Below are 14,816 nucleotides of genomic sequence, written 5' to 3'. Positions count from 1 at the left end.
AGCACTTATTCCAGTTGGTGTAACACACAGAAAAATGCCCGCAACGAGGCGGGCATGATGACTGTAACTTATTGAATTGACTTGTTGGCGTGACTTACTGGCGAATGTAAGCCAAATTCAAAGTTACAGCGCTATTTTGAAGCTTTTCGCCTGACACGGTTTCAAAAGACCAAACGAGCAAAGATCAACTTGGGTCGGCAGTTCGTGCTCGTCCATGCTGGCTTCATTCCACGCGCTAACATAACGGTTGAACACCACTTTATCTTCAACACCTTCCGATTCGGCAGGATTGTAGACCCGCAGGATCAGCGCATTGTCGTCTTCTGCCTTCTTCAGCACGCTCAATACCGCACCTGTTTTCGCTTTGCTCAAAAGGCTGTATGACAGTGGCAAGTTCTGCTCGCCCACGTTCAGCTTCATGGCGTTGTAAGGGATCTTGTTATAGCACTCAATGCGCGTCACGTTATCGCGAGCTTCAGCCATGATATTTGCATCAATATGATTACCGACAAACCCGAACAAGCTGAATTCGCACACTAACTTACCGCGCACTTGCGAGTCTGGTGTTGGAATTTTAATGCCAGAAGGACGACCTGGACGAAGCACGAGGTTTTCTTTTCCTAATACGCCGACACCACGCAACAAGGTCAAAGCAAAGGTGTCTCGCTCGTCGTTACCTTTGCTTGAAATGACTTCAAATTCACGCAGACCGTTGGTCATCACGGCCATGCCGCCTTTGTCGTTTTCTAACGCAGCGACGTTCATTAACTGGTAAACAGGTACTGGTGCTTCTTTCCATCCGTCTGCTTCCCAATTCGCCATTTCTGGGTCGTTGGTTGGGCGCGTAATCAAACCAAATTGGTTATCCGCAACCACGGTGTCAGAAACAAACGGCGTTGGGATCAACACACGCACACGGTGATCGTCGGCTTGGTTATCCAGTTCCATACGCACTTCAATACGACGCGAACCTTGCTTAAGAACAACTTGGCAACTCACATTGATGTAACCGTCCTGACCCGTGCGTTCTTCGCGTTGTGAAAGGTTTTCCGGCACTTGCATGCGTAGATTGATCAGTGCGACAGATTGAAAGCCTTCGTGCTTAATCCTGGTCTCGGCGTCAAATTCATCTGAGTACAACAACCATTCATTACGTGACGGTGAATAGTCGTACTCATCGCCGTCATCTGAACCATCTTCAATACGCAGGACTTGGTCATACGTCATTGCCGTTTCTTTATCAAAAATGCTGAGCGTACCGTTGTTGTTCACCGCAACACGATAAAAGTCGTTCTCTAATACATCGCCCTGTTTCTCAACCGCTTTGTATTGACCTGATTGTTCAGCTTGAACGTGCAAGGTGGTGAAACCCATGGCTGGCACAGGGTGTTTTATCTGAATGTCATACTCAACAAACGGGTCATAGTTGCCGTAGTGAACAATTTGGCGATCGATCTTACCCGGGTCAATTTCACGCTGATCTTGGATGAAATACTCCACAGGGTTGCCATGCTCATCAAACAAACTGAACGACTGCGAACGAATCGTTATCGTGGTGTTCACCACCTCGTTACGCTCATACGGAGACAAGTTGAACAACGCCAATTTGTCACAGCCTTCGCGTGCTGGCATGTGGTCTACGATTTTGCGCTTGTAGAAAGTGATCAGGTTGCTTGCCATGTCGTCAGCAAGAATGTATCGGTTCAGAATTTCAGCGTGTACTTTGTCTGAACAGCAGCAACCGATCGAGTCATGGGCATGGTTTTTCATGCTCTCTTTCCACATTTTCTCAATCAAGCCGTGGTGGTATTCAAAACCTAGAGTCCAAGCAATCGCTGCCAGTGGCTCAAGAATATTGACGATCTTGTTTTCCACTTCTGCGTGAATCAGTTTGATGTCCATACGTGTTGACGAAATCGTGCGGTGAACGCGCATGTATTTACCATCGTTGAACTCGCCTTTAATGGTATCCAGTTCACTGCGTTTATCTTCAATTCGCGCAAACACATCTTCAAAGCTACTCATCAGAAACTCGCGATCGGGGTAGATTTCACGAAGCTTATCCATCACCTCAAAGATATCGTTTTGAATCGGCATTTGGTCGTGACCATTTGGCAACAGAATGTCTTTAGTGACTGACGGCTTTTCTAACACAGGGAAGTATTTGTCTAAACGCGCTCGCAGACCTTCTTCGTCGCTTGGCAGGTATTTACCAATGGCATATCCGAGCGGTAACACCTGAGCCGTCACTTCACTGCCGTCGTTTGATTGCCATAGGAATTCTGTTTTGTTAGTGCCGTGACGCTCAGAGCATCCGCGCCAGAACATGGCACGGTCAATCCCAAAACCGTTGTAAATCATCGGCAGCTGCGAGCTCATAGAGAACGAATCTGGTAAGTAGCCAATTTTCATGGGTTGACCTAATGCAAGGCAATCACGCATGCCATAAAGCATGTTACGAACGATGGATTCACCCGACACTTGCATGGTATCGGTTTGCGAATACCAAGGGCCAATAATCAGCTTACCCACTTCAACTAGGGCTTTTATACGTTCTTTGTTTTCAGGTTTTATCGCAAAGTAGTCTTCAATAACGGCGGTCTGACCATCAAGGACATAGTATTTGTAGTCTGGATCGTTCTCCAGACGCGTCATGATTTCTTCCATGTTGTTAACAAGCAGAATGCGAGATTCTTCAGTCGTGAAATACCATTCACGATCCCAGTGCATGTGAGGTGTTATGTGAACGCGGGATGTCGTAGTCATCGTCTTATTACCGTCTTTGGCCAATGGCCTATAGTTAACTTGGAATAGTGTTGTTCGCGGCAAATCGGTGCGCGCAAAGCCTTAAATCTGGTTTTCTTATCTGTCTGTTTATTTTTTGTTTTTCTTCGTATTTTTAGTGGGTGGACACCCAACAAGGTATCCACCTTTTTCTGTTTCGTTCTTGTTCAAGCAACGATTTTTGTCGTCTGTTGTGTTAGCTCGCTACCGTTTCGGTCAACACGTATTTACCTTTCTTAATTGCATGGGCTCGCCATGCAATTAACGTCGCGGTTGAAATGGCCGCACCGATGATGGCAGCGCCAAACCAAATCGCAGCCGCCATGTAAGCGCCAATACCGGTTTCATGTAGCAAGAAGATTGAGAATATACCTGCACCCGGCGTAGAGAGTCCGATACCCGCCGCGCCTACCATGGCACCAGTGACAACCGAGCCCAACAAGAAGGAGCCAATCACGCGGATAGGGTCTTCAATTGCCATGGGGATTGCCCCTTCAGTGATGCCTGCTAAGCCCAAAAGCCACGTCGATTTACCGACTTCAATCTCAAACTCTTTGAACAAGCGCGGCGCGATCATCGTCGAAGCGGTGACAGTAAAGGCCGAGACCATTTTCACGGAGCCGAAGATTGCGTAAGGGCCATAAACCCCGTTTGCCATTGCGCCTAGACAGAATGCATAAGCCGCTTTGTTTACAGGCCCACCCAAGTCAAATGACACGAACAGACCAATCACCGCACCCAACAACAAGGCATTGGTGCCAGACAAACCGTTAAGCCAATCCGTCAGACCTTGGTTTAGCCAAGCAACAGGCTTACCAATGACAAACAGCATCAACGAACCGACAACCAAGGTGCCAAGCACTGGATACAGGTAGAAGGTCAAAAAACCATTGAACGTAGGAGAAAGACGAATGTTGTTTTTCACCCAACGCATGAAGTAACCGGCAATGAGGCCACCCACAACGCCACCGAGAAACCCTGACCCAATCAGGTTTGCCGCTAAGCCTGCTGCGAAACCAGGACCAAGCGCTGGCTTGTCTGCCAGTGAATATGCGGTGTAAGCCGCTAACACAGGCACCATCAGTGTGCCTAGCAGTCCACCACCCAGTTTGCGATACATCCAAAGCCATGAACCTTCAGTGCCATAGAGATCTTGTAAATCGAAGATCTGAGCCACCAATACCGCGATGGCTAATACGGTTCCCCCTGCCACGATTAATGGCACAGAGAATGAAATACCTGACAATAACGCCTGCTTTAGCTCCGTTTTTAGCGGTACTTTTTTAGGTTTGTCTTCGGTGATCAATTCTCGCTCGCCACCCTTGCTGTTCTTACTGGCTTCAATTGCTTCGTTAAGAATGCGTTCAGCGTACTTAATCGGCTCGGCAACGGGGGTTTCAATACGGGGGATGCCTTTAAAACGCTCTAGATCTTTGATCGCGACTTCAGCGGCAAACACACAAGCAACCGCATTGTTGAGCTGATCGGCAGTTAAACGATCTTCAATGCCATTTGCGCCCTGCTTTTCAACATGCACGTTGATGCCCAGCTTCTTACCCGCTTTTTCGAGGTATTCCGCAGCCATATAGGTATGGGCGATACCCGCAGGACAAGCAGTGACACAGACAATAGTGGGTAAAGTTGTATCTAAAATGTCTTCTTTTTCTTCTTGCTGTTCGTCAGCGTCAAGCAAGGCAAAAAGTTGCTCTACTGTTGTCGCCTTTAAAACAGCTTCACGGACATCATCATCAACCAGCGCGGTGGTCAGTTGCGTCAACACTTGCATGTGTGTTGAGCCCGCTTCGGCGTTAGGTATTGCCAACAAGAAAATCAGGTTGACGTCTTCATCGCCATCCAGCCCTTGCCACTTAAGATCATCTTTCAGGGTTGCCACCGCAAACGCGGCTTCCTTCACTGCATCCGTTTTGCCGTGAGGCACAGCCAACCCTTCACCTAGCGCAGTGGGGCCTTCTTCTTCACGGAGAAAAACGGCTTTCAGGTATTCGTCTTTGTTGTGCAGCTTCCCTTGCTGCTCAAGCTGATCTGCAAGGGCTCGGATCGCGTCATCACGACTTTTATAGGTCGTTTGTAAGTTAATGAGTGACGCATTGGTAAGAGATGTCAATTTCATAATTTTCATTCCATTGTCACGTTCGTCATTGGTGTTTTAACGAACAGAATAATAATACATTATCAATACATAAAAACACGATAAACATCTCACTTCGGATAATATATGTATTATAGTTGTATTATTATTTTCAATACTTAATGCAAACAATCACTTGTCTTCAAACGCGAAGTTCGTATTATTGTTGTAGGTTCACGATACCCTACTGACGACTTAACTTTCACTGCGTTTGGTGGATAGAGAGGCAACAAATGGCAAGACTTCCTATGTATCGCAAAATCGCGGACGCTATCCGCGAAAAGATACGCCTTGGTGACTATAAGATCGGAGAGGCACTGCCTACAGAAGCCCAGTTACGTGAAGCCTTTTCAGTGAGCAGAGTGACCGTTAGACAAGCCTTAAAACTGCTGGTCGAAAACGGCGAGCTTGAAAGTGTCAGAGGCAGCGGTACCTATGTTAAAGGGAACAAGGTTAACTATGACATTTACCAGCAGAGTAGCTTTGCTGAAAAATGGGCGCACCTAGGCGGTGTTACCCACAGCGATGTGTTGGCATTTGAAGTATGCAATGCCTCTTTAGCGATGGCAGAAAACCTCGATATCCCTGAGGGTTCACAGGTATTTTACGTTCAACGTGTTCGCTATTTAGATAACAATCCAATCACCGTAGAAGAAACTTGGCTACCCACTGCCATGTTCCCCGATCTCACTTATCAGGTGATGCAAGGTTCTAAGTATCAGTTCATTGAGCAGCAGAAAAAGATGGTGATTGACCGAAGCGAACAAGAAATTATCCCTGTTTTACCCCCAAAGAAAATAGCAGACTTACTTGGGATAGACTCGGCTCAACCTATCATTGAAAAACGAACCCGTGGCTACCTGATCGACGGAACGGTATTTGAATACAGCCGTAACTACTTCAAATCGAGTGATTACAAGTTCACCTTAGTGGCACAACGAAACCGCGCTTAACGGCTTTCCAGTTAACCCACACAGAGCTTCATCAGTTACACCATGCAAATACTCCCTATTGATAAGAAGCATCCCAATAGGGCGTGTCTCCGTAGTAATCACTCGAAAAGTCGATAAACACGCGCACTTTTCTTGGAAGAAACTGCCGATTGGCATAAACAAGGTATAAGCCCAAAGGTTCAGGCTCGAAGCCTTGAAGAATGGGAAGTAACTGTCCATTGGCCAGCGCCTCTCCTGCGATAAATATGGGCTGAATGGCGATCCCTCCGCCGTGAATAGCCGCATTCACCAACGCATCTCCATTATTAACGGTCAATTTCTCGTTGAGTTTGAGTTCTTTCACGCCCTCACCGAACTGCGAGAACAGCATTGATTCTGCTGAATAGCTGTAACTCAAGTAAGTGTGATCATGCAGTTCCTGAGGCGTTTTTGGCGTCCCATTTATTTCGAGATACTCAGGAGAGGCAAAGATCACCATTTTGATGGGCGCGATTTTCTTGGCGATCAATGATGAGCTTTTTAGTTTGCCTGCTCTAAGGGCAATATCTATCCCCTCTTCGACCAGATCAATCTTGACATCTGTAAGCTTGAGATTGATCTTCACATCAGGAAACGCTTTTTGAAAATCCACGAGCAACTTCGGTAAATGCTTCACTCCAAAAGAAGCCGGTGCGCTGATCGTCAACGTCCCTGAGACATGCTGATGAAGGTTAGCAAGCTCGCCCTCCATCTCATCAATATCAAGGATCACCTGCTGGCATCGAAGAAAATACTTGGTTCCAGCTTCGGTCAAGCTGACTTTTCGAGTCGTTCTTTGAAGTAATCGCGAATGCAATTTATCTTCAAGGGCGGAGATATATTTACTCACCAACTGCGGAGAGACGTTGAGCTTTTTTGCAGCTTTGGCAAACGACCCTTCCTCCACAACCGCTAAAAAGGCTTTCATCGTTTCTAGCTTATCCATACTATCCACATCCTGTTGATAATTGATCAATATATAGCCTATTTATCTTCGTATTGTTTTTTAATAGATTTATCAATTAGCAGGCAGGTGAAGACTGCCAAAACAGAACAACAAAAAATGACAAGGAAAATATAATGGTACAGATAAACAACTTTATTCGTGCGCTTGCGTTTTCAACCATGGTATTGGCACCCACTTTTGCATCAGCAACGGTCATTGAAATCGCGACGTTCCAACTGAAAGACAACGTGAGTTACGAAATATTTGCTCCTCTCGACAAAGCTGTAGAAATGCAGCACGTGACTAAGCAACCGGGCTTTATTTCTCGCGAATCTGCAAAAGGAAAAAATGGCGATTGGTTGGTCGTGGTGCATTGGGAGTCGGAAGAAGATGCACAAGCATCCATGAACAGTTTCATGAGTGCACCAGCTGCTGCTGGTTTCATGGAAGCAATTGACACTTCAACCATGAGTATGCAGCACTACGTGAAGTAGCCTGTTACCTGCATGATGGAATGTGACTACTTCGACTTACCTGAGTTTAAGATACGAAAAAGCCCGCTCACTGAGCGGGCTTAATCTAATTTGGCGGAGAAATAGGGATTTGAACCCTAGGAGGGCTATAAACCCTCGCCGGTTTTCAAGACCGGTGCTTTAAACCACTCAGCCATCTCTCCGTGAGCGGGGCGAATATTAAGGGCGAAACGAAATTCTGTAAAGCCCTTTTCTTCTCCAACTCGTTCAAGTGCGGCTTTTTTGAACAAAACAATCTATTTCACAGTGATCTAGCGGTGTTCTTCGTGATTTAGCCACTCAAATACCGCTTCGTGCGAATCATTACCCTCCGCTTCTTGATCAGTTTCTCAACTATGTGACTACACTGATAAAAAAGCCTTGCGCTATTGATAGGTAAATCAATTTGATTTGCTGAGGGACGACGGTTCTCGCTTCTGCTATTTGCAGTGCTGTTCTTGGATCTGCCGACATCCTTGTTACGCGTGCTTGGCTCCAATGCTAACGAGACGAGATACGAGAACCCTTTTATGAAAACATCTGATCTGTTTGTTAAAGCGCTAGAAAACGAAGGTGTGGAATATATCTACGGTATTCCCGGCGAAGAAAACCTCGATTTCCTCAATTCACTCAAAGCCTCCGACATCAAACTTGTCCTAACTCGGCACGAGCAAGCTGCTGGCTTTATGGCTGCCACCTATGGCCGTTTAACCGGTAAACCCGGCGTCTGTCTTTCTACCCTCGGCCCTGGTGCAACCAACTTCGTAACGTCGGCTGCGTATGCGCAATTGGGCGCGATGCCAATGGTGATGCTTGGTGGGCAGAAACCCATCAGGAAAAGTAAGCAAGGCCGTTTTCAGATTGTCGATGTCGTCAATCTCATGAAACCCATCACCAAATATTCCGAACAGATTGTCGATGGAAACAACGTGCCTGCCATGGTGCGTGAGGCTTTTCGCCTTTGTTCAGAAGAACGCCCTGGTGCAGGCTATCTAGAATTGCCAGAAGATATCGCCGATGAAGATTCGGGGGCTTCCATCTTTGATGTGGTCAATCACCGTCGCCCAGATGCGAATCATCAGTGTGTTGATCAAGCCGCTGAAATGGTCAAAAAAGCCAAAATGCCTTTGCTACTGATCGGCGCAGGTGCGAATCGCAAACGTTCTAGCTTGGCACTGAAAAAATTCATCGACGACACAGGTATTTACTTCTTCAACACCCAAATGGGTAAAGGTGTTGTCGACGAGCGTCATGAGCGCTTCATTGGCACAGCCGCACTTTCTAGCCATGACTTTCTTCACTGCGCCATCGAAAAAGCCGACCTCATCATCAACGTTGGCCATGACGTGATTGAGAAACCCCCTTTCTTTATGGAGAAAGGCGGCACCAAAGTCATTCATGTGAATTTCTTTGCGGCACGTACCGATGAAGTCTACTTCCCGCAAGTCAACGTGGTGGGTGACATCTGTTCCTCTGTGAATCGACTGACAGAGAAAGTCGGCAAACTCGAACAAGACATGAGCTTCTTCGGGCGCGTAAAACAAAACGTGGATGAACGCACTACCAAGTACTTTGAAGACCGCCGCTTCCCGATGTTGCCGCAGAGACTGGTCAAAGTTATCCGTGATCAGTTAGATGATGAAGACATTGTTACGCTGGATAACGGCGTCTATAAAATCTGGTTTGCGCGCAACTATCTGTGCCATTCCAATAACACTTTGCTGCTCGATAATGCACTGGCAACCATGGGGGCTGGCTTACCTTCGGCGATGGTGGCAAAACAGCTTAATCCTGACAAGAAAGTGGTCTCCGTAAACGGGGATGGCGGCTTCATGATGAACTCGCAAGAGATCGAAACCGCCGTGCGTATGGGGTTGGACATGGTCGTTATCATCTTGAATGACAGCGCCTACGGCATGATCAAATGGAAACAAGAAGGCATGAACTTTGACAACTACGGGCTAGATTTTGGTAACCCTGATTTCGTCAAATATGCCAACAGTTTTGGTGCCATTGGTCATCGTCCAGATAGCCATGATGAGTTTCAGTCCATACTCAAAACGGCATTAAATTCGAAAGGCGTTCATGTGATTGATCTTCCGGTCGACTATTCGCTCAACCACTCGATATTGAATGTGTTGATCAAAGAAAGTCGCTCGATCAGTTAAATACGGAGACGGGATTTCCATGGCAGAACTCAATGTTTATCGCCCATTTGATGGTGGGCTGATCCGTTCCATTCCTCTACAAAGCGCCAATGACGTTGAAACCGCCATTGCCACCGCACATAGCCTGTTTGAAGACAGGCAAGCGTGGCTTGCTCCTCATCAACGTATCGAGATCCTCGAGCGTGTGGTCGAGATTATGTCGTCACAGGTGGAGGCGCTGACTCGCCTTGCCGCAGAGGAAGGTGGAAAACCCTACACCGATTCAAAAGTTGAAGTGTTACGGGCTATCAACGGCGTGAAACTGGCCGTTGAACATATTCCCCAGATTAAAGGCGAGCAAATCCCGATGGGCCAAACGGCTGCATCGGTGAATCGACTCGCCTTTACGATTCGCGAACCGATCGGCGTCGTGTCTTCTATCAGTGCCTTTAATCATCCGCTCAATTTAATTGTGCATCAGGTGATCCCCGCACTGGCGGTGGGCTGTCCGGTCATTATCAAGCCGGCACTCACCACGCCCCTTTCTTGTCTTCGTTTAGTAGAGATACTGCACGAAGCGGGATTACCCAAAGGTTGGTGTCAGGCCATTGTGTGTGAGAACGAAGCGGCCAGTCAGCTGGTGACTGATCCGCGCATCAACTTTTTGTCTTTCATTGGCTCATCGAAGGTCGGCTGGGCGCTGCGATCGCAATTGGCTCCCGGCACGCGCTGTGCGCTTGAGCATGGCGGTGCAGCTCCCGTGATTGTTGATACCAGCGCCAATATAGAAGAAGTGGTTCCTAGCCTTGCTAAAGGTGGGTTTTATCACGCTGGGCAAGTGTGTGTTTCCGTCCAACGTGTTTACGCGCATCAATCATTTTGTCGTGAACTGGCGGTGAGGATTGCAGAAGCTGGCGAGAACATGCAAGTTGGCGACCCACTCAATCCCAATACCGAAATTGGCCCGTTGATCCTTCCTCGAGAAGTCGATCGCGTTGACGATTGGGTTCAGGAGGCGATTGAAGCGGGCGCGGAACTTCTGAGCGGGGGCAAACGCATCTCAGACACCTGCTATGCACCAACCGTGCTGCTCAACCCGCCTGAAAACGTGCGCGTTTCTCAAATGGAAATCTTCGGCCCTGTGATTTGCGTCTATTCCTACGGCGAGAAAGAAGACGCGATAAGACGCGCTAACGCCCTGCCCTTTGCATTCCAAGCCGCCGTGTTCACCAACAATTTAGAGAATGCTCTTCACATTACGCAAAGGCTCAATGCGACGGCTGTCATGGTCAACGACCACACGGCGTTTCGTGTTGATTGGATGCCCTTCGGCGGCCGAGATTCATCGGGTGTCGGCTTAGGTGGCATTCAATACTCCATGCATGAAATGACCCGAGACAAGATGCTAGTGTTTAAGAGCCCGAGTCTTTAGACGTTTAGCAAGACTCAAACCAAATAAGCACAAAGTGACACTGACTTTGTGCTTTTTTAAAACCCTCTGTTTGATATCGATTACATCGCTTATCCGCACTTTCTCGTGTGATTCATGTGGCTAAAAATCAACCATTCATATAGAATCGCCGCCTCTTAGGTAACATGACTTACCTTGACCTTTCAGACAGTGCATCAGGAGACCGTTTCTGTCTGCGTTTACACAAGCACAGGCAATACTTCATGCACATTCTTAAACTTAGCGGCACGCTCGCAGTAGCAACGCTTTGTATCCAGCTGGTTAACATGATCAGTGTCCGCTACCTTGATGCATCAAACGTTTTGATGTCGGCAGCGAAGATTTGTCTTCTCGCCATCCCATTTATGTATATCGGCAGTGTCGGCTTTTCCGTTTATTACGGCAGCGGCGCACAAAAATTCCCGTATGTTTCACTGGTGCTGATGGCGGCGGGTTTTTCTACTTTGTTCGGCATTGTTCTGACGCTATTTTTTCAGAAAGTCATCCCCACTCCCCAGCAGTTACTTGGCTGTGTGCTATTACTGGCAGGAATTGGTGTCACTGTGCTGGGGAAAAACGCATGATAATCTTGTTTACCCGAATTTCAGATACAACCAAGTTCATTGCATAACTCATTTTTGGACAGAAACGATTTAGGACAGATACTCTAAACCGTTTGGCTCGGATAAGTTCAGTTAGGGAAAGCGAAGTAGATGACTTTGTTGCTCAAGAAGGGGCATTTTGAGCCAGCGATGTTCGGCTGGCTCAATGTAGGAAATATACGTGTTGGTTAGTGTGGCAACTTAAGCACTAGCTGAAGTACCCAAGTTCGCCCACTTTTTACGGAAACACCACCTGTACGTGGCCTTTGCTAGCGTTAGGTCCTAATTCTGGACATTTTTTCATAGTGTTCAGGATAGCCTGTCTGTTCAAAAACCAGTCTAAAGCCCTCTTTAAAATCGTGGTAATCAAACTCCTTAAAATCGAAGATATTCTGACCTAATGAATGCGATTCGCGATTGATGTAACGTACAAATGACTGAAATCTTGGATTCTTCAATTCAGGTTTTTGAACCACATTACTTAGATCGGCTTTCTGCACGAAGTTAAAGAAATATTCAATAATATTTCTCATACAGTTAGCAATTAAAGCAGGTGGTTGTTTATCATCATTAATTACCGACCAATATGATTGGTAGTCATTTTGCACTTCTTCATATTTCATTGAGTTAATTGAACTACCGTTTGCGTTCTTCGATAGACGGTATAAATTTTGATTTTCTTTCCTTCTATTGTGATTCGCATCAGCAAGTTCATAGAAAAAGTATAAGCTATGAGTTAAGACAAATACTTGCTCAATGTCTTCTGAATTAAAAAAATCACTCTTGATTAATTGACCTATGTTATAGACAAAGATGTGTGACAAGCTTGATACTGGATCGTCAATAATAGCGACTTTTTTCACTTGTCCTTCTGTCGCGTTCCGCTTCCCTTTGAATAACTCTCTAAAATACAAGAAGCTGATAATCATCTTTTCACCTTCACTTAGTGATGAAAAGATTTTCGAGTTAGAGTCAGTACGAACTAAGCGATACAAGTCACCTTCATACTTCTCTATGTAGAAGCCTGTTATGCCAATATCCGTTAAACCTTGGTTAATACTGACTATCGCATCATCAATATTTACAGTTGATTTTTGATGCTCAGCCCTTTCAACGTCCTTTGCTTCTTCTAGAGCTACTTTTTCAGCTTCCTCTTTAGTTTTTTCAGCGATGACCTTGTTAGCATCTTTTTGAACATCATTGAAATTGCTGATTGTTTGGTCATATTCGTATCGTAATATTCGCCAAAAATCAGCCCTAATTTTGGTTAATTCATTTGCGGAGTTATCGAACTTAGCATTATGTTCACTTATAAGTTTATTAATCGAGTCAACAACAAGGTTAAATGCTTCAACAGATTCAGAAACATCGGTCAAAATGACTTGTAGACTAGGATTTGAAACTTTTTTCTTGATTAGCTTAAGATTAGCTTCTGCATCTCTAGATAGTTTAGCGTAATGTTCATTTAATTGAGCTATATAGTCTGTAGAGAATTGAGTTACTTTATAATCGTCTAGGCTTGGAATACTCTCAACTATTGTGCTGTAACGAGCCTGAATTGCTTTAACTTCATTCACGCTGTTTTGGTATGACTCGTCAAAATAGCCACGAATTTGTTCGGCTAGATGTTCTGTAATCGTCTCTGATTGACAGAAAGGACACTGAGAACCCTCGATTTGATCGAGATATTTAAGACCTTCACTTACCCAGTCAGAGTTTTTAAGCTTCCCGATAAGTTTTGCAACTGGACTGTCTTCGCTACCTACAATGATTTCATTTAACGAAGCTAAGTCATCAGCAGATAAATCAAACATGCCTAGCTTACTAAGAACAGAGTGTTTAATTGCAGTATCACCATCTATAGCATTTGCTTCTTCTTTGAGATCTGCAATTGTCTTAGATGGTTTAGATGCGGGTAGGGGTATAGAGCAAAGATGGTTGAAAAGTGGCTCTTTACCGCCCATTTTGCCTTTCAGACAAAATTCAAGTACTCGATCCCCACCTGCATAGTTGGTTTTAATTTCCCAAATTTTCTTCTGCGCCTTCTCCTTTGCGTCATTAATCTTAGAACATTGTTCACCAATTTCTTTTTGGATCTGCTGCTTATCTTTAGCAATTTTCTCCAACTCAAGAGTAATTGCCTCTACCTTCTCTTTCGCTTCTTTATTTTCCTTAGATAGGCTAAAAATACCGTTAAGAGTATCTTTTGCATAGAAGTTATCTTGGATGAATTTTTGGTTGTAAACGAGAACCGTATCACCAGATCCACGGTGAGAGCACTGCTGATATTTTGTACTTTCGGGATTATAAAAATAGTTTGAAAAAGTACTTTTTCCTGACCCGTTCAGTCCATAAATTAAATTGACTTTTTTGTCAGTCTTCAGCTCACTTTTTGACCTGTAGCTCGCTACATTTTCTAGCACAATATCAGTTAACACTGGTTTTCCCCAATAAATCATAATGTTCCGTAGACTCTACTGACACATTACATTGATTAGAAAATGTTGGTCAAATAACTGATTGATGAATTGAGATATAAAATTAGACTAACAAGATTTGGGGCATAAACCGTTTAGAGTGATCGACCTAAACCGCTCTTAGCACACTGGCAAACCTTCCAGCGGGACTCAAGCCGAAGGCTCAAGAGTCCATTTACTTAACTTAAATTTCAGATACAAAAAAGCCCCAGCATTTCTGCTGAGGCTTCGTTGTGTTGGCGGAACGGCCGGGCTGGCGCACCAGCGGGACTCAAGCCGTAGGCTAGTGAGAGTCCCAAACCCAAGTTCAGTACATACAAAAAAGCCCCAGCATTTCTGCTGAGGCTTCGTTGTGTTGGCGGAGCGGCCGGGCTGGCGCACCAGCGGGACTCAAGCCGAAGGCTAGTGAGAGTCCCAAACCCAAATTGAACACATACAAAAAAGCCCCGTCATTGCTGACGAGGCTTCGTTGTGTTGGCGGAGCGGACGGGACTCGAACCCGCGACCCCCGGCGTGACAGGCCGGTATTCTAACCAACTGAACTACCGCTCCAATTCTGTATGAAATCCGGTTTTACAACCCAACTTCTAGAATTTGGCGGAGAAATAGGGATTTGAATGCTACACCTATCAATCAAAAGTGCTGTAATTACAATGAGTTATCTGTTTTTATCAAAAATCAATTTAACCGTATGTCTAGTACATATTAATAGCGATAAAACAGTTAACCGTCAAGGAAATCCGATTATTTATCTGATGTTTGCGGTTTTATGGGTAAA

At 45.6% G+C, this 14,816-nt stretch carries 9 protein-coding genes and 2 tRNA genes; 5 read left to right on the top strand and 6 right to left on the bottom strand.

What is annotated here, in order from left to right; genetic code table 11:
- Positions 1 to 123: 123 nt before the first annotated feature.
- Positions 124 to 2,730: a mannosylglycerate hydrolase gene (gene mngB / locus ACED36_RS14755; RefSeq protein ID WP_017005914.1), complete on the bottom strand. Its 2,607-nt coding sequence runs from the start codon at positions 2,728 to 2,730 to the stop codon at positions 124 to 126.
- A 250-nt stretch (positions 2,731 to 2,980) separates the two neighbouring features.
- Complete coding sequence (gene mngA, locus ACED36_RS14750) at positions 2,981 to 4,915, bottom strand: PTS 2-O-a-mannosyl-D-glycerate transporter subunit IIABC (protein ID WP_016960852.1); 1,935 nt, start codon at positions 4,913 to 4,915, stop codon at positions 2,981 to 2,983.
- A gap of 251 nt (positions 4,916 to 5,166) precedes the next feature.
- On the opposite strand from mngA, the gene ACED36_RS14745 reads away from it, so the two are divergent.
- A complete protein-coding gene (locus tag ACED36_RS14745; RefSeq protein WP_026024062.1) occupies positions 5,167 to 5,886 on the top strand; it encodes a GntR family transcriptional regulator in 720 nt (239 codons plus the stop codon).
- Positions 5,887 to 5,941: 55 nt separating this feature from the next.
- Here the strand turns inward: ACED36_RS14745 and ACED36_RS14740 are convergent, their stop codons facing one another.
- A complete protein-coding gene (locus ACED36_RS14740) occupies positions 5,942 to 6,850 on the bottom strand; it encodes a LysR family transcriptional regulator (protein WP_016960854.1) in 909 nt (302 codons plus the stop codon).
- Positions 6,851 to 6,984: 134 nt separating this feature from the next.
- Here ACED36_RS14740 and ACED36_RS14735 point away from each other — a divergent pair, with 134 nt between their 5' ends.
- Positions 6,985 to 7,344 (top strand): antibiotic biosynthesis monooxygenase, encoded by a 360-nt coding sequence (locus tag ACED36_RS14735; protein WP_016960855.1) that lies wholly within the window; start codon positions 6,985 to 6,987, stop codon positions 7,342 to 7,344.
- Positions 7,345 to 7,435: 91 nt separating this feature from the next.
- On the opposite strand, the gene ACED36_RS14730 is transcribed toward ACED36_RS14735, so the two are convergent.
- Positions 7,436 to 7,526, bottom strand: a tRNA-Ser gene (locus ACED36_RS14730).
- A 366-nt stretch (positions 7,527 to 7,892) separates the two neighbouring features.
- Here ACED36_RS14730 and ACED36_RS14725 point away from each other — a divergent pair.
- The 3 genes from ACED36_RS14725 (at position 7,893) to ACED36_RS14715 (ending at position 11,543) form a co-directional block, all read left to right on the top strand.
- Positions 7,893 to 9,530, top strand: coding sequence for an acetolactate synthase large subunit (locus tag ACED36_RS14725; protein WP_016959205.1), 1,638 nt, complete (start codon positions 7,893 to 7,895; stop codon positions 9,528 to 9,530).
- Positions 9,531 to 9,549: 19 nt separating this feature from the next.
- On the top strand, positions 9,550 to 10,941 hold the full coding sequence (locus ACED36_RS14720) for an aldehyde dehydrogenase family protein (RefSeq protein ID WP_371733482.1): 1,392 nt from the start codon (positions 9,550 to 9,552) through the stop codon (positions 10,939 to 10,941).
- Between the two features lie 242 nt (positions 10,942 to 11,183).
- Positions 11,184 to 11,543 carry a hypothetical protein gene (locus ACED36_RS14715; RefSeq protein ID WP_016959207.1) on the top strand — a complete coding sequence of 120 codons (360 nt, stop codon included), beginning with the start codon at positions 11,184 to 11,186 and terminating at the stop codon, positions 11,541 to 11,543.
- Between the two features lie 293 nt (positions 11,544 to 11,836).
- Here the strand turns inward: ACED36_RS14715 and ACED36_RS14710 are convergent, their stop codons facing one another.
- Both ACED36_RS14710 and ACED36_RS14705 read right to left on the bottom strand, forming a co-directional pair.
- On the bottom strand, positions 11,837 to 13,999 hold the full coding sequence (locus ACED36_RS14710) for an AAA family ATPase (RefSeq protein ID WP_371733481.1): 2,163 nt from the start codon (positions 13,997 to 13,999) through the stop codon (positions 11,837 to 11,839).
- A 514-nt stretch (positions 14,000 to 14,513) separates the two neighbouring features.
- Positions 14,514 to 14,590: transfer RNA gene (locus ACED36_RS14705), tRNA-Asp, on the bottom strand.
- Positions 14,591 to 14,816: the final 226 nt, after the last annotated feature.

This window comes from Enterovibrio sp. FF113 (assembly GCF_041439165.1).
Lineage (GTDB): Bacteria > Pseudomonadota > Gammaproteobacteria > Enterobacterales > Vibrionaceae > Enterovibrio > Enterovibrio norvegicus_A.
The sequence above is the reverse complement of the archived record's forward strand: the minus strand, read 5'-3'. Positions and strand labels throughout refer to the sequence as shown.